Annotated in this window: 17 protein-coding genes; 11 read left to right on the forward strand and 6 right to left on the reverse strand. The window is 73.8% G+C overall.

The window, feature by feature from the left end; translation table 11 throughout:
* The first annotated feature begins 201 nt into the window (after positions 1 to 201).
* From AB0M99_RS08280 to AB0M99_RS08295, 4 genes are all read left to right on the forward strand, one after another.
* Positions 202 to 2,442: a molybdopterin oxidoreductase family protein gene (locus tag AB0M99_RS08280; protein WP_365917878.1), complete on the forward strand. Its 2,241-nt coding sequence runs from the start codon at positions 202 to 204 to the stop codon at positions 2,440 to 2,442.
* Positions 2,443 to 2,515: 73 nt separating this feature from the next.
* The gene (locus AB0M99_RS08285) at positions 2,516 to 3,964 is read left to right on the forward strand and encodes a citrate:proton symporter (protein WP_365917880.1); all 1,449 of its coding nucleotides are present in this window, start codon (positions 2,516 to 2,518) and stop codon (positions 3,962 to 3,964) included.
* Between the two features lie 123 nt (positions 3,965 to 4,087).
* Positions 4,088 to 5,500: an aldehyde dehydrogenase family protein gene (locus AB0M99_RS08290; protein WP_365917882.1), complete on the forward strand. Its 1,413-nt coding sequence runs from the start codon at positions 4,088 to 4,090 to the stop codon at positions 5,498 to 5,500.
* Positions 5,501 to 5,517: 17 nt separating this feature from the next.
* A complete protein-coding gene (locus AB0M99_RS08295; RefSeq protein ID WP_365917884.1) occupies positions 5,518 to 6,597 on the forward strand; it encodes a Zn-dependent alcohol dehydrogenase in 1,080 nt (359 codons plus the stop codon).
* 67 nt (positions 6,598 to 6,664) lie between these two features.
* Here the strand turns inward: AB0M99_RS08295 and AB0M99_RS08300 are convergent, their stop codons facing one another.
* Complete coding sequence (locus AB0M99_RS08300; RefSeq protein ID WP_365917886.1) at positions 6,665 to 7,306, reverse strand: TetR/AcrR family transcriptional regulator C-terminal domain-containing protein; 642 nt, start codon at positions 7,304 to 7,306, stop codon at positions 6,665 to 6,667.
* A gap of 98 nt (positions 7,307 to 7,404) precedes the next feature.
* Between AB0M99_RS08300 and AB0M99_RS08305 the strand changes: the two genes are divergently transcribed.
* The 3 genes from AB0M99_RS08305 to AB0M99_RS08315 are packed head-to-tail and all read left to right on the forward strand — an operon-like array spanning position 7,405 to position 9,616.
* Complete coding sequence (locus AB0M99_RS08305; RefSeq protein ID WP_365917888.1) at positions 7,405 to 8,556, forward strand: acyl-CoA dehydrogenase family protein; 1,152 nt, start codon at positions 7,405 to 7,407, stop codon at positions 8,554 to 8,556.
* A gap of 59 nt (positions 8,557 to 8,615) precedes the next feature.
* Positions 8,616 to 8,921, forward strand: a complete 306-nt coding sequence (locus AB0M99_RS08310; protein ID WP_365917890.1) for a YiaA/YiaB family inner membrane protein — start codon at positions 8,616 to 8,618, stop codon at positions 8,919 to 8,921.
* A 59-nt stretch (positions 8,922 to 8,980) separates the two neighbouring features.
* Positions 8,981 to 9,616 carry a TetR/AcrR family transcriptional regulator gene (locus AB0M99_RS08315; protein WP_365917892.1) on the forward strand — a complete coding sequence of 212 codons (636 nt, stop codon included), beginning with the start codon at positions 8,981 to 8,983 and terminating at the stop codon, positions 9,614 to 9,616.
* On the opposite strand, the gene AB0M99_RS08320 is transcribed toward AB0M99_RS08315, so the two are convergent.
* Complete coding sequence (locus AB0M99_RS08320) at positions 9,607 to 10,068, reverse strand: MaoC family dehydratase (protein WP_365917894.1); 462 nt, start codon at positions 10,066 to 10,068, stop codon at positions 9,607 to 9,609. The genes AB0M99_RS08315 and AB0M99_RS08320 overlap by 10 nt on opposite strands.
* Positions 10,069 to 10,166: 98 nt before the next feature.
* On the opposite strand from AB0M99_RS08320, the gene soxR reads away from it, so the two are divergent.
* Complete coding sequence (soxR, locus tag AB0M99_RS08325) at positions 10,167 to 10,610, forward strand: redox-sensitive transcriptional activator SoxR (protein WP_365917896.1); 444 nt, start codon at positions 10,167 to 10,169, stop codon at positions 10,608 to 10,610.
* Here the strand turns inward: soxR and AB0M99_RS08330 are convergent.
* From AB0M99_RS08330 to AB0M99_RS08345, 4 genes are all read right to left on the reverse strand, one after another.
* A complete protein-coding gene (locus AB0M99_RS08330; RefSeq protein ID WP_365917898.1) occupies positions 10,591 to 11,406 on the reverse strand; it encodes a 3-keto-5-aminohexanoate cleavage protein in 816 nt (271 codons plus the stop codon). The genes soxR and AB0M99_RS08330 overlap by 20 nt on opposite strands.
* Positions 11,403 to 12,080 carry a hypothetical protein gene (locus tag AB0M99_RS08335; RefSeq protein WP_365917900.1) on the reverse strand — a complete coding sequence of 226 codons (678 nt, stop codon included), beginning with the start codon at positions 12,078 to 12,080 and terminating at the stop codon, positions 11,403 to 11,405. Before AB0M99_RS08335 ends, AB0M99_RS08330 begins: the two co-directional genes overlap by 4 nt.
* 127 nt (positions 12,081 to 12,207) lie before the next feature.
* Complete coding sequence (locus tag AB0M99_RS08340; protein ID WP_365917902.1) at positions 12,208 to 13,584, reverse strand: serine-threonine protein kinase; 1,377 nt, start codon at positions 13,582 to 13,584, stop codon at positions 12,208 to 12,210.
* A 442-nt stretch (positions 13,585 to 14,026) separates the two neighbouring features.
* Positions 14,027 to 15,286 (reverse strand): DUF1343 domain-containing protein, encoded by a 1,260-nt coding sequence (locus AB0M99_RS08345; RefSeq protein WP_365917904.1) that lies wholly within the window; start codon positions 15,284 to 15,286, stop codon positions 14,027 to 14,029.
* Between the two features lie 80 nt (positions 15,287 to 15,366).
* Here AB0M99_RS08345 and AB0M99_RS08350 point away from each other — a divergent pair, with 80 nt between their 5' ends.
* From AB0M99_RS08350 to AB0M99_RS08360, 3 genes are all read left to right on the forward strand, one after another.
* Positions 15,367 to 16,140, forward strand: coding sequence for an SDR family oxidoreductase (locus AB0M99_RS08350; protein ID WP_365917906.1), 774 nt, complete (start codon positions 15,367 to 15,369; stop codon positions 16,138 to 16,140).
* Positions 16,137 to 17,828 carry an AMP-binding protein gene (locus tag AB0M99_RS08355; protein ID WP_365917908.1) on the forward strand — a complete coding sequence of 564 codons (1,692 nt, stop codon included), beginning with the start codon at positions 16,137 to 16,139 and terminating at the stop codon, positions 17,826 to 17,828. The genes AB0M99_RS08350 and AB0M99_RS08355 overlap by 4 nt, the downstream gene beginning before the upstream one ends.
* A 66-nt stretch (positions 17,829 to 17,894) precedes the next feature.
* Positions 17,895 to 18,500 carry a TetR/AcrR family transcriptional regulator gene (locus tag AB0M99_RS08360; protein WP_365917910.1) on the forward strand — a complete coding sequence of 202 codons (606 nt, stop codon included), beginning with the start codon at positions 17,895 to 17,897 and terminating at the stop codon, positions 18,498 to 18,500.
* Positions 18,501 to 18,534 lie beyond the last annotated feature (34 nt).

The raw sequence follows: 18,534 nt of genomic DNA on the forward strand, positions 1-18,534 counted from the left end.
GGCACTAGGGGGTGTCCCGCGTCCATGCCGTCGTCCCGCACCCGCACCCGCAACCGCGGCGCGGCCCGGCCTGGGCCCGCGGTGCCGTCGCCCGCCGCCCGCGCGGGTTCGTGCCGTAGGGGTCTCCCCGGCGTGCCTACCGGTCGGTATGCTCGGTGCTCCCGCGTGCCCGTGTCGCAGCCTGCCGTCCATGGAGGGCCCATGCCCCGCACCGCCCTGCGCATCTGCCCCCTCTGTGAAGCCACCTGCGGCCTCACCCTCACCATCGAAGGCACCGCCGTCACCGGAGCCCGCGGCGACCGGGAGGACGTCTTCAGTCAGGGGTTCATCTGCCCCAAGGGCGCGGCCTTCGGTGCGCTCGACGCCGACCCGGACCGGCTGCGCACCCCACTCGTACGCCGGGACGGCCGCCTGCGCGAAGCGACCTGGGAGGAGGCCTACGACGCCATCGCCGCGGCCGTACCCGCCCTCGTGCGGGAGCACGGGGCCCAGTCGGTCGGCGTCGTCCTCGGCAACCCGAACACCCACACCATGGCCGGCCACCTCTACCCGCCGCTGCTCCTCAAGGCCCTCGGCACCCGCAACCTGTTCACCGCCAGCACCCTCGACCAGATGCCCAAGCACGTCTCCAGCGGGCTGCTCTTCGGGGACCCCTTCGCCATCCCGGTGCCCGACCTCGACCGCACCGACTTCCTGCTGCTCCTCGGCGCCAACCCGGTCGAGTCCAACGGCTCCCTGTGCACCGCCCCCGACTTCCCCGGCCGGCTCAAGGCGCTGCGCGCCCGCGGCGGCACGCTCGTGGTCGTCGACCCGCGCCGCACCCGCACCGCCAAGCTGGCCGACCGGCACCTCGCGCCGCGCCCTGGCAGTGACGCACTGCTGCTGGCCGCCCTCGCGCACACCCTGATCGAGGAGCGGCTCGCCGACCCCGCGGAACTGCGGGAACAGACCGGGGGATTCGGGGAACTCGCCGAGGCGCTGGAGAGTTTCACTCCTGAGGCCGTCGCCCCCGCCTGCGACCTCACGGCCGCCGAGATCCGCGATCTCGCCCGCGAACTCGCGGCCGCGCCGACCGCCGCCGTGTACGGGCGGATCGGCAGCTGCACCGTGGAGTACGGCACCCTCGCGAGCTGGCTCGTCGACGTACTGAACATCCTCACCGGCAACCTCGACCGGCCGGGCGGGGCCCTCTTTCCGCTCCCCGCAACCGGCCCGCGGCCCCGTACCGCGGGACCCGGCAAGGGGTTCAACCTCGGCCGCTGGCACAGCCGCGTCAGCGGACACCCCGAGGCCAAGGCCGAACTCCCCATCGCCGCCCTGGCCGAGGAGATCGAGACCCCGGGGGCCGGGCGGATCCGCGCCCTGATCTCCATCGCGGCGAACCCGGTGCTGTCCGCCCCCGACGGACAGCGCCTCGACGCGGCCCTGGCCGGGCTCGACTTCATGGTCAGCATCGACCCGTACCTCAACGAGACCTCGCGCCACGCCCACGTCGTGCTGCCCCCGCCGCCGCCCTCGCAGAGCGCGCACCACGACTTCGCCTTCAATGCCTTCGCCATCCGCAACCAGGTGCGCTACACCCGCCCCGCCGTGCCCCTGGACGCGGGCCGGCTCGACGAGTGCGAGATCCACGCCCGCCTCGTGCTCGCCGTCTCCGGCATGCACGGCACCGCGGGCCCCGCCGCCGTGGACGAACTCGCCATCCAGGCCGCCCTCGGCAAGGAGACCGCCGATCCGGGCTCGCCGCTGCACGGCCAGGACCCGGCGCGCCTCGCCGGGCTCCTGACGGGCGAGAGCGGCCCGGAGCGCCGCCTCGACCTGATGCTCCGACTGGGGCCGTACGGGGACCGGTTCGGCGCGGGCGAGGGCGCCGACGAGCCGGGGCTCAGCCTGGAGCGGCTGCTCGCCCGGCCGCACGGCATCGACCTGGGCCCGCTGAGGTCCCGGCTCCCGGGCGTGCTCAGGACGCGCAGCGGCAGGATCGAGCTGCTGCCGGAACCGATCGCGGCCGAGCTCCCCAGGCTGCGCGCGGCGCTCGCCGACCGCCCCGCCGCCCTGGTGCTCGTGGGCCGCCGCCATCTGCGGTCCAACAACAGCTGGTTGCACAACGTCCCGGCCCTGGTCGGAGGTTCCAACCGGTGCACCCTTCAGGTCCATCCGGCGGACGCGGGGCGGCTCGGCCTCGCCGACGGCGGCCGCGCCCGGGTCACCGCCGACGGCGGCAGCCTGGAGGTGCCCGTGGAGATCACGGACGCCGTCCGCACGGGTGTGGTGAGCCTTCCGCACGGCTGGGGCCACGACCGGGAAGGGGTCCGGCTCTCGGTGGCCGCCGCCTCGCCCGGCGTCAACGTCAACCAGCTCCTCGACGGCACCCTGCTCGACCCGCTCTCCGGCACGGCGGTGCTCAACGGATTCCCCGTCGTTCTGACACCCATGCCCTGAGCTGGGGTTTTGCTCGTATTGCTCACGCGCATACGTCTTGTTGACGCCAGGAGGCGACACCTACGTTCCCTGCATGCTGACCTTCCTCGGATTCGCCATGATCGCGACCTTCCTGGTCCTGATCATGATGAAGAAACTGTCGCCCATCGCGGCGCTCGTCCTCATCCCCGCGCTCTTCTGCGTGCTCGCCGGGCGGGGTGCGCACCTGGGCGACTACGTCATCGAAGGCGTCGGCAAACTCGCGCCGACCGCCGCCATGCTGATGTTCGCCATCGTGTACTTCGGCGTGATGATCGACGTCGGTCTCTTCGACCCGATCGTGCGCGGCATCCTGCGGTTCTGCAAGGCCGACCCGATGCGGGTCGTGGTCGGCACCGCCGTCCTCGCCGCCATCGTCTCGCTGGATGGCGACGGATCGACCACGTTCATGATCACCGTCTCCGCCATGTACCCGCTCTACAAGCGGCTCGGCATGAGCCTCGTGGTCATGACGGGCGTGGCCGCCACCGCCAACGGCGTGATGAACACCCTGCCCTGGGGCGGCCCCACGGCACGGGCCGCCACCGCCCTCAAGCTCGACGCGGCCGACATCTTCGTACCGATGATCCCGGCCCTCGCGGCCGGTCTGCTCTTCGTCTTCGTCCTCGCCTACGTCCTCGGGCTGAAGGAACGCCGCCGCGTCGGCACCCTCGCGCTCCCGGCGGACGCCGAGCCCGAGCTGGTCGCCGCCGGAGGAGGCGCCGGAGCGGGTGCCGGAGCAGGTGCGGGTGCGGGTTCCGGATCCGCCGACACCGCCCCCACTGCCACCGCCACTGCCCCCACCGCCACCGCCACCGCCCCCACCGCCACCGGCCCCGACGGTGACGGTGACGGTGACGGCTTCCAGGGCCTCGACCCGAACCGCTCCACCCTCCGCCCGCGGCTCTACTGGTTCAACGCGGCCCTCACCGTGACCCTCCTCACCGCGATGATCATGGAGCTGCTCCCCATCCCGGTGCTCTTCCTGCTCGGCGCCGCCCTCGCCCTCACCGTCAACTTCCCCCACATGCCCGACCAGAAGGCCCGGATCGCCGCCCACGCCGACAACGTCCTGAACGTCGCCGGCATGGTCTTCGCCGCGGCCGTCTTCACCGGCGTCCTCACCGGCACCGGCATGGTCAAGCACATGGCCGACTGGCTCGTCGGCGCCGTCCCCGACGCCATGGGCCCGCACATGGCCCTCGTCACCGGCCTGCTGAGCCTGCCCCTCACCTACTTCATGTCCAACGACGGCTTCTACTTCGGCGTCCTGCCCGTCCTCGCCGAGGCGGGCGCCGCGCACGGCGTCTCCCCGCTGGAGATCGCCCGCGCCTCCCTGGTCGGCCAGGCCCTGCACATGTCCAGCCCGCTGGTTCCGGCCGTCTACGTGCTCGTCGGCATGGCCAAGGTCGAGTTCGGCGACCACACCCGCTTCACGGTGAAATGGGCGGCGCTGACCTCTCTGGTCGTCCTCGCGGCAGGGATGCTTTTCGGCATCATCTGACCCCGGCGGCCTCTGGCGGCCGCAAAACTACCGGCGCTAGTTTGTAGGGTGTTCGCGAGGTCCGGGTGATACGGGCCGGTCCGTGTCAGGTCTACGCGCTCGCGCGTGCTCGGGAGGAGTGCCATGAAGGCCCACGACGGGATGTACATCGGCGGCGAGTGGCGGCCCGCCGCCGGACGCGACCGCATCGAGGTCGTGAACCCGGCCGACGAGCAGGTCATCGCCGGGGTCCCGGCCGGCACCGCCGACGACGTCGACGCGGCCGTACGGGCCGCCCGTGCGGCCCTGCCCGGCTGGGCGGCCACGGCTCCGGCCGAGCGGGCCGCCCTGATCGGGGCCCTGCGCGACGTACTGGTCGCCCGCAAGAGCGAGATCGCCGAGACGGTCACCGCCGAGCTGGGCTCCCCGCTGGGATTCTCGGAGATGGTCCACGTCGGGGCGCCGATCGCGGTGGCCTCCTCGTTCGCCGAGCTCGGGGCCTCGTACGCCTTCGAGGAGCGGATCGGGAACTCGACCGTGCTGCTGGAACCGGTCGGCGTAGTCGGAGCCATCACGCCCTGGAACTACCCGCTGCACCAGATCGTTGCAAAGGTGGCGCCCGCTCTCGCCGCCGGCTGCACCCTCGTCCTCAAGCCGGCCGAGGACACCCCGCTGACCGCACAGCTCTTCGCCGAAGCCGTGCACGAGGCGGGGATCCCGGCCGGGGTCTTCAACCTGGTGACCGGCACCGGCCCGGTCGCCGGCCAGGCGCTGGCCGCGCACGAGGGAGTCGACCTGGTCTCCTTCACCGGCTCCACCGCGGTCGGCAGGCAGATCGGCGCCACGGCCGGCGCCGCCGTGAAGCGGGTCGCCCTCGAACTGGGTGGCAAATCGGCCAATGTCATCCTGCCCGGCGCCGACCTCGCCAAGGCCGTCGCGACAGGCGTGGGCCACGTCATGAACAACTCCGGCCAGAGCTGCAACGCGCTCACCCGCATGCTCGTCCACCGGGACCAGTACGAGGAGGCCGTCGCGCTCGCGGCCGCCGCGGTCGCCAAGTACCCCTCCGGCGACCCGCGGGACCCGGGCACCCGCCTCGGCCCGGTGATCAACGCCAAGCAGCGCGACCGCGTGCGCGGCTTCATCGCCAAGGGCGTCGAGGAGGGCGCGCGCCTCGTCGCGGGCGGCCCCGAGGCGCCGCACGAGCACGGGTACTTCATCGCGCCGACCGTGTTCGCCGACGTCACCCCCGAGATGACCATCGCCCAGGAGGAGATCTTCGGCCCCGTGCTGTCGATCCTCCCGTACGAGGACCAGGACGAGGCCCTGCGCATCGCCAACGGCACCGTGTACGGGCTCGGCGGAGCCGTCTGGGCGGCCGACGAGGAGACGGCCGTGGCTTTCGCGCGCCGCATGGACACCGGCCAGGTGGACATCAACGGCGGCCGGTTCAACCCGCTCGCGCCCTTCGGCGGCTACAAGCAGTCGGGCGTCGGCCGCGAACTGGGCCCGCACGGCCTGGCCGAGTACCTCCAGACCAAGTCCCTGCAGTTCTGAAGACGGAGACGACGACCATGGTCCGCGCCGCCATCCTGCCCGCCGTCGGAGCTCCGCTGGAGATACGGGAGATCGTGCTGCCCGACCCCGGCCCGGGGCAGGTCCGCGTCCGGCTCGCCGCCGCCGGGGTCTGCCACTCCGACCTCTCCCTCACCAACGGCACCATGCGCGTCCCCGTCCCCGCCGTCCTCGGCCACGAGGGCGCGGGCACGGTGCTGGCCGTGGGCGCGGGGGTCACGCACGTCGCCCCCGGCGACGGGGTCGTGCTCAACTGGGCCCCGTCCTGCGGGGAATGCCACCACTGCTCGATCGGCGAGGTCTGGCTCTGCGCCAAGGCCCTCACCGGCGTCGGCGCCGTCCACGCGCACGACGTGCAGGGCACCGAACTGCACCCCGGGCTGAACGTCGCCGCCTTCGCCGAGGAGACCGTCGTCGCGGCGAACTGTGTCCTGCCCGCCCCCGCCGGGATCCCGCTGGCGGAAGCCGCCCTGCTCGGCTGCGCCGTCCTGACCGGCTACGGGGCCGTCCACCACAGCGCCCAGGTCCGCCCGGGCGAGTCGGTGGCCGTCTTCGGTGTCGGGGGAGTGGGCCTGGCCGCCCTCCAGGCCGCCCGCATCGCGACGACGGGCCCGATCGTCGCCGTGGACGTCTCCCCGGCCAAGGAGGAACTGGCCCGAGCGGCCGGGGCCACCGAGTTCGTGCTCGCCTCCGACACCACCGCCAAGCAGATCCGCGCGCTCACCGGCGGCCGGGGCGCGGACGTCGCCGTCGAGTGCGTGGGCCGGGCCGAGACCATCCGCGGGGCCTGGGAGTCCACCCGCCGCGGCGGCCGCACCACGGTCGTCGGCATCGGCGGCAAGGACCAGCAGGTCACCTTCCACGCGTTGGAGATCTTCCACTTCGCCCGCACACTCACCGGCTGCGTCTACGGCAACAGCGATCCGGCCCGCGACCTCCCGGTGATCGCCGAGCACGTCCGCGCCGGCCGTCTCGACCTCGGTGCCATGGTCACCGACCGCATCACCCTCGACGGGATACCGGCTGCCTTCGAGGCCATGCTCGCCGGCAAGGGCGGCCGCTCGCTGGTCGTCTTCTGAGCAGCCGCCTCTGAGCAGCCGCTTCTGAGTAACCGCTTCTGAGTAACCGCCGCGCCGGGCGCCGCCGTCAGGCGGTGTCCGGCAACGCCGCGTACTGCAGCGCCAGTCCGTCCAGCAGGGCCGCCAGGCCCGTTTCGAAGGCCCCCTCGTCCACCTCCCGGCGGCGCTCCGCCAGGAGGTGGGCCTGGCCCAGGTGCGGGTAGTCCGACGGGTCGTAGGCCGTCTCGTCGTCCACGAAACCCCCGGCGAACGAGGCCACCGCCGAGCCCAGGATGAAGTACCGCATCAGCGCGCCGATCCGGGTCGCCTGAGCGGGCGGCCACCCGGCCGCCGTCATCGCGCCGAACACCGCGTCCGCCACCCGTAGTCCGGCCGGCCGCCGGCCCGGCCCGCGCGCCAGTACCGGCACGATGTTCGGGTGGTCGGCCAGGGCGTCCCGGTACGAGTGCGCCCAGTCGTGCAGCGCGGTCCGCCAATCCCGGGCGCCGTCGAACATCGACAAGTCGACCCGGGCGCTCACCGCGTCGGCGACCGCCTCCAGGATCTCGTCCTTGGTGCGGAAGTGGTTGTACAGCGAGGGCCCGCTGACCCCCAGTGCGGCGGCGAGCCGCCGCGTCGACACCGCCTCCAGCCCCTCCGCATCCACGAGCGAACCCGCCGCCTCGACGATGCGGTCTCTGCTGAGGAGGGGCTTGCGCGGTCTGGCCATGCGCCACATAGTAGGGCCTGCCCGGCATAAACTACCGGTGCTAGTTAATGGCCCCGGATCGTCCTGACCAAGCCCCGACCCCGCCCCGGAGGTGCCCGGTGAACCTGGAGCTGAGCGAGGAGCAGAGCGCCGTACGGCGGCTCGCCCGCGAGTTCGCCGAGCGCGAGATCGCCCCGTACGCCGCCGAGTGGGACCGCGCCGAGAGCGTGGACCGGGCCATCGTGAAGAAGCTGGGCGACCTGGGCTTCCTGGGCCTGACCGTCCCCGAGCAGTACGGCGGCTCCGGCGGCGACCACCTCGCCTACGTCCTGGTCACCGAGGAACTCGGCCGCGGCGACTCCGCCGTGCGCGGGATCGTGTCCGTCTCCCTCGGCCTGGTCGCCAAGACCGTCGCCGCCTGGGGCACCGAGGAGCAGAAGCGGGCCTGGCTGCCGCGCCTGTGCTCCGGCGAGGCGCTCGGCTGCTTCGGCCTCACCGAGCCCGGCACCGGTTCCGACGCGGGCAGCCTCACCACCCGGGCCGTGCGCGACGGGGACTCGTACGTCATCAGCGGCAGCAAGATGTTCATCACCAACGGCACCTGGGCCGACGTGGTGCTGCTCTTCGCCCGCACCGGCGGCGAGCCCGGCCACCGCGGCGTCTCCGCCTTCCTCGTCCCCACCGATGCCCCCGGCCTGACCCGCTGCGAGATCCACGGGAAGCTCGGCCTGCGCGGCCAGGCCACCGCCGAACTCGCCCTCGACGGCGTCCGCGTCCCCGCCTCCGCGATGCTCGGCCCCGAGGGCAAGGGCTTCTCGGTGGCCATGTCCGCACTGGCCAAGGGCCGGATGTCGGTCGCCGCCGGCTGCGTAGGCATCGCGCAGGCGGCGCTCGACGCGGCCGTCTCGTACGCGGGGCAGCGCGAGCAGTTCGGCAAGCCCATCGCCCACCACCAGCTGGTGCAGGAGCTGATCGCGGACATCTCGGTCGACGTGGACGCCGCGCGGCTGCTCACCTGGCGCGTCGCCGACCTCATCGACCGCGGCCTGCCCTTCGCCACCGAGTCCTCGACCGCCAAGCTCTTCGCCTCCGAGGCGGCCGTGCGCGCCGCGAGCAACGCCCTCCAGGTGCACGGCGGGTACGGCTACATCGACGAGTACCCGGCGGGCAAACTCCTGCGCGACGCCCGGGTGATGACCCTGTACGAGGGCACGAGCCAGATCCAGAAGCTGTTGATCGGCCGCGCCCGCACCGGGGTTTCCGCATTCTGAGTACGTACGTGAGTACGTGCGCGGATGTGACCCGGCACACCCCGCCGGATGCTGGGGCCATGAACGAGACACCGGTCAAGCAGCAGAACACGGGGGCGTACTACGGCCAGGCCGTCGCCTCCTTCGGCATCGCCCTCGGTGCCGTGGCCCTGGGGATCTACAACCTGGAGGCCGACGCCTGGGTGCGCGCCTTCCTCGGGATCGCGGTCCTGTACCTGACCACCTCGGCCTTCACCCTCGCCAAGGTGATCCGCGACCGCCAGGAGGTCACCCAGATCGTCAGCCGCGTCGACCAGGCCCGGATGGAGAAGATCATGACGGAGTACGACCCCTTCTCGCCGAAGCCCTCCCCGCAAGAGCGCTAAGCGCTTGCTCACCCTCCGGTAGTCTGTTCAGTCCTACAGGGCGGAGAGGGTGAGTGGCGATGGACAGCGCGGAGGAGACGGCCGACGGCAGTCAGCCGTGGTCGCAGGTCACCCCCGACGCCGCGCGGCGGCTGCTGGTCGCCGCCGTCGACGCCTTCGCCGAGCGCGGGTACCACGCGACCACCACGCGTGACATCGCCGGGCGGGCCGGCATGAGCCCGGCCGCGCTCTACATCCACTACAAGACCAAGGAAGAACTGCTCCACCGGATCAGCCGGATCGGCCACGACAAGGCCCTGGAGATCCTGGAGACGGCGGCTTCCGGGTCCGGGACCGCGGCCGAGCGCCTCGACGAGGCCGTCCGCTCCTTCGTGCGGTGGCACGCGGCACATCACACCACCGCGCGCGTGGTCCAGTACGAGCTCGATGCTCTCGGTCCGGAGCACCGCTCCGAAATCGTGGCACTGCGCCGGCAGAGCGACGCCGCCGTGCGCCGCATCATCTCCGACGGGGTCGAGGCGGGGGAGTTCGACGTCCCGAACGTGCCCGGCACCACCCTCGCCGTACTGTCCCTGTGCATCGACGTGGCCCGCTGGTTCAACGTGGCCGGACAGCGCACGCCCGACGAGGTCGGCGCGCTCTACGCCGACCTCGTGCTCCGCATGGTGGGCTCGCGCCCGAGCCCTCAGAAGTAGTACCGGGACACCGACTCCGCGACGCACACCGGCTTGTCGCCGCCCTCGATCTCGACCGTGACCGTGGCGGCCACCTGCACGCCGCCGCCCGCCTCCGTCACCTCGGTGATCACCGCGGTGGAGCGCAGCCGCGAGCCCACCGGCACCGGGGCCGGGAAACGCACCTTGTTCACGCCGTAGTTGATGCCCATCTTCATGCCCTCGACCCGCATGATCTGCGGCACCAGGCTCGGCAGCAGCGACAGCGTGAGGTAGCCGTGCGCGATGGTGGAGCCGAAGGGTCCGTCCGCCGCCCGCTCCGGGTCCACGTGGATCCACTGGTGGTCGCCGGTGGCGTCCGCGAAGAGGTCGATGCGCTTCTGGTCCACTTCGAGCCAGCCGCTCGGGCCGAGCGGCTCGCCGATCCCGGCGCGCAGCTCCTCGGCGGACGTGAAGATCCTCGGCTCGGCCATACCGGCTCCCTTTCCCAGACGAATAAGCGCTTGCTCAGCATGCTGGGGCCGCATGTATCTGTCAACGGACCCGATCGGGGCCGACTAGGCTCGGCGCTGTGCCGCAGATTCCCGAGAAAGTCCACGAACTGACCGTCGGCCAGCTGTCCGCCCGCAGCGGCGCGGCCGTCTCCGCGCTCCACTTCTACGAGACCAAGGGCCTGATCAGCAGCCGCCGCACCTCCGGCAACCAGCGCCGCTACACCCGCGACGCGCTGCGCCGGGTGGCCTTCGTGCGCGCCGCCCAGCGCGTGGGCATCCCGCTCGCCAGCATCCGCGACGCACTCGCCCAGCTCCCCGAGGGCCGCACCCCCAACCGCGAGGACTGGGCCCGGCTTTCCGAGGCCTGGCGCACCGAGCTCGATCAGCGCATCTCCCAGCTGGGCCGCCTGCGCGACCACTTGACGGACTGCATCGCCTGCGGCTGCCTCTCGCTGGAGAACTGCGCGCTGTCCAACCCCGACGACGCCTTCGGCGCCCGCCTCACCGGCTCGCGCCTCTAGGGCCGGATCCCGGGGCCGGAGAAGGAGCCGGAGCCGCGGTCGCGGCGGCCGTCTCCGCGAGGGCCGCCGCGACCAGTTCGGCATTGGACCGCGCCGGGCGCCCGTCCGGCAGGTGCAGTACGTCGCCCACGCCGGTCCGCGCGTCCCGCCCGTACCGCGCGGCCATCCGCAGGACCGGCCAGGCGGCCTCCCCCCGCCCGTACAGCAGCACCGCCACCGGGGGCAGCCACTGCATCCCCCGCACCAGCCCCGGGTCCGCGGCCGCCAGCTCGACGGCGAGGCGGACCCGGGCGCGGGCCCCTTCCGGGACTCGGCCCCGGACCGGCGCGTGGCTCCGTACCGGCCAGGCCAGGAAGCGCGCCAGCGGCTCCTGCCCGGCCTCCCCGCCCAGCGGAACCATCGCGTCCACCGCGACCCCCCGCGCCAGCAGGGCCTCCGCCAGCTCCCGCGCCCCCGGCTCCGCGAACCGCACCTCCGCCCGGTCGGGCAGCACCGTCCAGGAACGGACCCGTGCCAGGCGCTCCGCCGGATCGGGCTCGGCGGCGATGCTCGCGGCCACGCAGACCGGTACGCCGCACCCCGCACCCCGCAGTGCCTCCAGCACCGGTCCCACCACCCGCGCCGACAGGCTCTCCCGCCCGCACGGGGTCCTGGGGTGCACCAGCACCTCCCCGGCCCCGGCGGCGACCGCCCCGAGCGCCGACTCCACCACATCCTCGGGGGACATCGGCACGGCCGCCCCGTCGGCGGCGCCCCGCGCCCCGTTCAGTGACACCAGCAGCCGCCGCACGCTCACGCGGCGGCCCCCGCCGCCGAGTCCGCCCCGGACGGGCCGCCCAGAGCCGAATCGCCCAGAGCCGAATCGCCCAGAGCCGAATCGCCCAGAGCCGAATCGCCCAGAGCCGACTCGGTCAGCGCCGGCCTCGGCACGACGATCCCGCAGCCCGCGCACAGCGGCCCGTCCCAGGCCCACGCGCCCGCCCAGGGCCCGCCCCCGGCACCCGCGGCCGACGGCCAGTGCAACTCCTGCTCCCCGCACACCGGGCACGCCGTCCCCGGCGTCGACTCCAGTGCGGCCACCAGTCTTCGCAGCACCTCGCCCAGCGTCCCCTCCGGCCGCACCCCCGGATCCGCGCACCGCACGACCGCGTCCCCGCTCCCGCCCCACGCCCACTCCGGCCGGCGCAGCCCGTCGTGCTTCTCCCGCCGGCGCCGCTCCGCGAACTGGCGCTCGTACTCCAGCCAGACCGCCCGCGCCTCTTCCAACTCCTCCAGCGCGGCGACCAGCCGCTGCGGATCGGCCGCCCGGTCCTCGGGGGCGATCCCGTGCCGGTCGCACAGGTGCCACCAGGTCGCCCGGTGCCCGTACGGGGCGAACCGCTCCAGGCAGCGGCGCAGCGAATGGCGCCGCAGGGCGCGGTCGTTGCGCGCGTCCCGTACCTGGTAGGCCAGACTCCGGAAACCTGCCATCACACCTTCACCTCCGCCGTGCGCCGCGCCCGCGCCCCATCGCGTACCTTGATGTGCCCAACATGCCCTGCCGGGTGTGGGCGCATGCGGGGGCGGTCGAGGCGTGCGGGTGGCACATGGCCGGAATTCAGCGCCCCATGCGCCCCGCCGCAACCACCACCCGGGCCAGCTCCTCGTGGCAGATATCGCTGTGCGCCCCCGAGGGCGCGCCGCCGCGCCGGACGACCGAGCCCGCGTCCACACTGACGCATCCGGCCGCCGGCAGCCCCTCGCGCAGCACCGCGTCCAAGGTCAGCCGCGGCGCGCCCGGCACCGCCTGGACCCCGTCGTGCCCGATCGCGCCCCACCGCTCGTCGAAGCCCAGGAGTCCGGCCGAATCACCCGCCATCCGGGAGGCCAGCGGGTAGAAGACCTTGAGCGCCGAGTCGTGCGGGGAATGGCAGGCGGCCACCGGTCCGTCGACCCTGCCCTGCAGCCCGCGCAGGGCGCCGCCGCGACCTCTGGCGTGGGGCAGGCTGTCGGCGAACGCGTAGTGGGAGAAGGCGCCCTGGAGCAGGGTCAGGGACTTCACGTTCCGCATCCCGTCCGGCACCGCGCGCAGCGAGAAGGACACCACCCGGGCGCCGAAGCTGTGCCCGACCAGATGGATCCGCAGCGCCGGACGGTGGCCGGCCAGCTCCGCGAGCACCGGGCCGAGACCGCGCTCGCCGACCACCCCCGCGCGCGCCTTCATCTGGTAGTACGTCGCCTGGCGCAGCAGCTCCTTGGCGCCGCTCCACAGTTTCCGCAGGCCCCCGCCGACCGAGAATCCCGGTACGGAGGGCCCCTCGGGCAGTGCGGCGCCTGCCTCGGCCAGGGCTTCGGTGAGGGCCCGGCACACCTCCAGGACGTCCGCGGTGAAGATCATCGGCACGGCCGGGGCGATGGCCGTGGCGACCGCGTCCACCCCGGCCAGCTCCCGTACCAGAGCCCCGAATTCGGTGAAGGCGGCCTCCGACTCCGGCCGCTCCTCCAGCAGTTCGGCGACCCGGTCCAGCTCCGCAGGCCGGTGCGGCCAGAAGGCCCCGAGCGCCTCCCGGGTACGAGGGTCCAGGGCCGGACCGTAGCCCGGCTCCGCGAGGGCGCCCGGGGCGTCGAAGTCGGGTATCGGCTCGTCGGAGAAGCGGATCGAGGGCCACACGACCCCCACGTACCCCAGGCGCACCCCTGAGCCCACCAGTCCCGGGAAGGGGGCGAAGAACCGGTCGAAGAGCCGGGTCGCGGTGGACGGGTCGGTGTTCCAGCCGTGCGCGAAGACCAGCAGATCGGTGGCCTCGATGCGCGAGAGCGCCTCCCGCGCGCCCCGGTCCGGGTCCCCGTCGGCGTCGAAGACCAGCTCCGCGTACGGCCCGACGCCGATGGCCGCCCCGCCGACCGCATGCGCACCCGCATGCGCACGCCCCCCAGCCGCACCCGCACCCATGTCCGTACCGATGTCCGCCACGACGTCCCCCTCCGCGCTCACGCGTACGCCTCCAGCGGAGCCAGCATCCTGCGACCGCGCCCGCCCGGCCAGACCTGCGGCACGGTCAGTCGCAGCCCCGGCCGCGGACTCCACCGCAGGACCGCCGCCGAACGCGCCGCGGATCGCCGTCGAACGCGCCGCGGACCGCCGCCGACCACGCCGCGGACCGCCGTCGACCCGCGGCGGACCGCCTCCACGACCCCGCCGCCGACCGCCGTCGCGGACCCGCCACGGACCCCACCGCGGACCCGGCCGCTGCCCCCGCCGCCGACCGCCGCCACTGCCCTGCGGCCAACCCTGGCATCGGCCCGCCGCCACTGCCCCGCCGCCACTGCCCTGCCGCCGACCCTGCCATCGACCCGCCGCCGACCGCCGCCACTGCCCTGCCGCCGACCGCGGTTACGCATCCGCCGCGGACCGCGGCCACGCACCCGCCGCGGACTCAGTACAAGAGGTACCGCCCCCGCACCGCCTCGAACCGCGCCAGCTCCGCCGCCCAGTCGCCCGCGATCTCCTCCACCCCGGCCCCCGCGTCCACCATCTGCCGCACCCGGTCCGAGCCGGTCAGCCGGTCGATCCACTGGTCCGCGCGCCAGCCGAAGCCGCTCCACGCGCGCCGCGCGGTGACCAGCAGGCCGATCCCGGCCCGTACCGGGTCGAAGGCCTCCCGGTCGTGCACGATGAGCCGGACCCCGCCGCACACCTTCCCGGCGTACTTGGAGAAGGACGGAGTGAAGTACGCCTCCCGGAACCACACCCCGCCCAGCCCCAGCCCGTTCGCCGCCCCCGCCCACCGCCGGTCGAGGCCCTCCGCGCCCAGCACCTCGAAGGGCGTGGTCGTCCCGCGCCCCTCGGACAGGTTGGTCCCCTCGAACAGGCAGGTCCCGGCGTACGCGAGGGCCGTGTCCGGCGTCGGCATGTTCGGACTCGGCGGCACCCACGGCAGCCCGGTCGCCCCGAAGAACGACTCCCGCCGCCAGCCGGACATCCGCACCACCCGGAGCCGGGGCGGGTTCGCGGCCAGGAACTCCCCGTTGAAGAGCAGGGCCAGCTCGCCCGCCGTCATCCCGTGAGCGAGCGCGACGGGCTCCCTGCCCACGAAGCTCGCGTACGGGCGCTGCAGCACCGGCCCCGCGGCCCGCCGCCCGCCCGCCGGGTTCGGCCGGTCGAGCACCACCACCGCCTTGCCGGCCAGCGCGGCCGCGCGCATGCAGTCGTAGAGGGTCCAGATGTAGGTGTAGAAGCGGGCGCCGACGTCCTGGATGTCGAAGACGACGGTGTCGACCCCGGCCGCCGTGAACACGTCCGCGAGCCGCTGCCCGCTCTTGTCGTACGTGTCGTACACGGGCAGCCCGGTCGCCGGATCCCGCCCCGCGCCCTCCGAGCCGCCCGCCTGCGCGGTCCCGCGGAAGCCGTGCTCGGGCCCGAACACCGCGACCAGGTCCACCCGCGGGTCCGCATGCAGTACGTCGACGATGTGGCGGGCGTCGGCGGTGATCCCGGTGGGGTTGGTGACCACCCCGACCTTCTGTCCGGCGAGCACGCGGTACCCGTCCGCGGCGAGCTGCTCGAACCCGGTCCGCACCCGGTCCGCGGCCGCCACCGCCACCGCCACCGGCTCGGCGGCGCCGGCCACCCCCGCGGCCCCCACCGCACCCACGGCCCCGGCCAGCCCCAGCAACCCCCGTCGCGACAGAGTCATCCCGTCAAGCTAGGCGCAGGACCCCTTCCACAGGCACATACCGACTGGTTAGTCTGCCGGGCATCAGTCGGCGGTGAAAGGTGAATCCCGTGAGCGCGTTCCAGGACCAGCGAGTCGTCGTCACCGGCGCGGGAGGCGGCATCGGCGCCGCCCTCGCCCACCGCTTCGCCGCCGAGGGGGCCACGGTCGTGGTCAACGACCTCGACCCCGCCAAGGCCGCGGCCGTCGCGGACGCGATCGGCGCACGGGCCGTCGCGGTGCCCGGCGACGCCTCGGCGATCGTGGCCGAGGCCCGTGCGGCGCTGGGCGGCACGGTCGACGTCTACTGCGCCAACGCCGGACTCGCCTCCGGCGGCGACGCGTTCGCGGACGAGTCCGTCTGGGAGGCCGCCTGGGACACCAACGTCATGGCCCACGTGCGCGCGGCCAGGCTGCTGCTGCCGGACTGGCTGGAGCGGGGGAGCGGCCGCTTCGTGTCCACCGTCTCGGCCGCAGGGCTGCTGACCATGATCGGAGCGGCGCCGTACAGTGTCACCAAGCACGGCGCGCTGGCCTTCGCGGAATGGCTCTCGCTGACCTACCGCCACCGCGGTGTCCAGGTCCACGCCATCTGCCCGCAGGGAGTGCGCACCGACATGCTCACCGCCGCGGGTTCGGCGGGCGAGCTGGTCCTCGCGCCGACCGCGATCGAGCCGGAAGCGGTCGCGTCCGCACTGTTCGACGGCATGGAGAAGGGCCGGTTCTTGATCCTCCCGCACCCCGAGGTCGCGGACTTCTACGCCGCCCGCGCGACCGAGCCGGACCGCTGGCTGAGCGGCATGAACCACCTCCAGCAGAAATGGGAGTCGCGTTGACGCAAGGCCGCACCCCGCCCTCGCGGTACGCCGCCAAGCCCTGGGTCGCCCGGCTCAGCCCGGCCCAGCGGGCGCCGATCTCCCCGGCGCCCAGCGTGCTGCAGGCCTTCCGCGACGCCGTGTCCCGCGCCCCCGGGCGCACCGCGCTGGCCTACTTCGACGGCCGGATCGGCTACGCCGAGGCCGACGCGCTCTCCGACTCCGTCGCGGGCCACCTCGCCGCGCACGGCATCGGCCGCGGCGACCGGGTCGCGGTCATGCTCCAGAACACCCCGCACTTCGTGCTCGCCGTCCTGGCCGCCTGGAAGGCCGGGGCGGTCGTCGTCCCGCTCAACCCGATGTACAAGTCGCTGGAGGTCGGGCACGTCCTGCGCGACTCGGGCGCCGCCGCGCTGGTCTGCGAGCGCGGCGCCTGGTCGGCGTACCTCGCCGAGGCCGCCCGCGGGACGGGCGTACGGGTCACCCTGACCGCCTCGGACCGCGACTTCCAGACCCGCGACGACCCCCGCGTCCTCGGCGCCCCCACCGCGCCCCCGCCGGAGCCGGCCCCCCTGCCCGCAGGGCGCGCCGCCGATCTCGGTGCCGTGGCCCGCCGGGGCCACCCCGCCCCGCCGGACCCGGGGCTCACCGCCGCCGACACCGCCCTCATCAGCTACACCTCGGGGACCAGCGGCGCCCCCAAGGGCGCCATGAACCCGCACGGCGCCCTCACCCACAACGCCGCCCGGCAGGTCGCCGGCCACCCCCTGCCCGAGGGCGCCGCCTATTTCGCGCTCGCCCCGCTCTTCCACATCACCGGCATGGTCTGCGAGCTCACCGCCTGCCTCACCAACGCCGGCACCCTCGTCCTCGCCAACCGCTTCGACGCGGGCGTCGTCCTCGACGCCTTCCTCGAACACCGTCCCGCCTACACCATCGGCCCGGCCACCGCCTTCATGGCCCTCGCCGCCCACCCCGCCGTCACCCCCGGCCACTTCTCCTCGTTCCAGGTCGTCTCCTCCGGCGGGGCCCCGCTCCCGCCCGCACTCGTGGAACGCCTGCGCGCCGCCTTCGGCTTCTACCTGCGCAACGGCTACGGCCTCACCGAGTGCACCGCCCCCTGCGCCTCGGTCCCCGCGCACCGCGAGGCGCCCGTCGACCCCGCCTCCGGCACCCTCTCGGTGGGGCTGCCCGGCGCCGACACCCTCGTACGGATCCTGGACGAGAGCGGCGCCGAGGTGCCCTTCGGCGAGACCGGCGAGATAGCCGTCCGCGGCCCGCAGGTGGTCCCCGGCTACTGGGGCCTGCCGGCCGACACCGCCAAGGCCTTCCCGGACGGCGAACTGCGCACCGGGGACGTCGGGTTCATGGACCCGGACGGCTGGCTCTACGTCGTGGACCGCAAGAAGGACATGATCAACGCCTCCGGGTTCAAGGTCTGGCCGCGCGAGGTGGAGGACGTGCTCTACACCCACCCCGCCGTCCGCGAGGCGGCCGTGGTCGGGGTCCCGGACCCGTACCGCGGCGAGAGCGTGAAGGCGTACGTCAGCCTGCGCCCCGGGACCACCGCCGACCCGGCGGAACTGTCCGCGTACTGCGCCGCGCGCATCGCCGCGTACAAATACCCGCGCCAGGTCGAGATCCTGCCTGTCCTTCCGAAGACGACCAGTGGCAAGATCCTGCGACGGGAACTGCGCGAGCGCGGCTGAAAACGGCCGTACGTCCGCACCGCGTCACGCAGGAACGTCCGCAAGAAGGAAGGGAAGGCGAGCGCCATGGCCGCCAGGACCACGGAAACCGAAGCCGCGCACGAGGCGCCGGTACCGCAGCGGCTGCTTGCCGTCGCCACCAGGCTGTTCGCCGAGCGCGGCTACGACCGCACCTCGGTACAGGAGATCGTCGAGGCGGCCGGAGTCACCAAGGGAGCTCTCTACCACTACTTCGGCTCCAAGGACGACCTGCTGCACGAGGTGTACGCGCGCATGCTGCGCCTCCAGCAGCAGCGGCTGGACGCGGTGGCCGGATCCGATGCCCCGGTCGAGGACCGGCTGCGCGCCGCGGCCGCCGACGTGGTCGTCACGACCATCGAGAACCTCGACGACGCGATGATCTTCTTCCGGTCGATGCACCAGCTGAGCCCGGAGAAGTTCAAGCAGGTACGGGCGGAGCGCCGGCGCTACCACGAGCGGTTCCGGGCACTGGTCGAGGAGGGCCAGCGCACGGGCGTGTTCTCCACGGCCACCCCGGCCGACCTGGTGGTGGACTACCACTTCGGGTCGGTCCACCACCTGTCCACCTGGTACCGGGAGGACGGCCCGCTCACGCCGCAGCAGGTCGCCGACCACCTAGCGGACCTGCTGCTGCGGGCACTGCGCCCGTAGGGAGCGCCGGGTAGCCCCGGCGGGGGCCTCCCGG

The sequence above is a fragment of the Streptomyces sp. NPDC051183 genome (genome assembly GCF_040682455.1).
In the GTDB taxonomy this organism is placed as follows: domain Bacteria; phylum Actinomycetota; class Actinomycetes; order Streptomycetales; family Streptomycetaceae; genus Streptomyces.

Coding starts and splice junctions, on each gene's coding strand:
- AB0M99_RS08280 (WP_365917878.1), top strand. CDS start 202: ATGCCCCGCACCGCCCTGCGCATCTGCCCCCTCTGTGAAGCCACCTGC.
- AB0M99_RS08285 (WP_365917880.1), top strand. CDS start 2,516: ATGCTGACCTTCCTCGGATTCGCCATGATCGCGACCTTCCTGGTCCTG.
- AB0M99_RS08290 (WP_365917882.1), top strand. CDS start 4,088: ATGAAGGCCCACGACGGGATGTACATCGGCGGCGAGTGGCGGCCCGCC.
- AB0M99_RS08295 (WP_365917884.1), top strand. CDS start 5,518: ATGGTCCGCGCCGCCATCCTGCCCGCCGTCGGAGCTCCGCTGGAGATA.
- AB0M99_RS08300 (WP_365917886.1), bottom strand. CDS start 7,306: ATGGCCAGACCGCGCAAGCCCCTCCTCAGCAGAGACCGCATCGTCGAG.
- AB0M99_RS08310 (WP_365917890.1), top strand. CDS start 8,616: ATGAACGAGACACCGGTCAAGCAGCAGAACACGGGGGCGTACTACGGC.
- AB0M99_RS08315 (WP_365917892.1), top strand. CDS start 8,981: ATGGACAGCGCGGAGGAGACGGCCGACGGCAGTCAGCCGTGGTCGCAG.
- AB0M99_RS08320 (WP_365917894.1), bottom strand. CDS start 10,068: ATGGCCGAGCCGAGGATCTTCACGTCCGCCGAGGAGCTGCGCGCCGGG.
- AB0M99_RS08335 (WP_365917900.1), bottom strand. CDS start 12,080: ATGGCAGGTTTCCGGAGTCTGGCCTACCAGGTACGGGACGCGCGCAAC.
- AB0M99_RS08345 (WP_365917904.1), bottom strand. CDS start 15,286: ATGACTCTGTCGCGACGGGGGTTGCTGGGGCTGGCCGGGGCCGTGGGT.
- AB0M99_RS08360 (WP_365917910.1), top strand. CDS start 17,895: ATGGCCGCCAGGACCACGGAAACCGAAGCCGCGCACGAGGCGCCGGTA.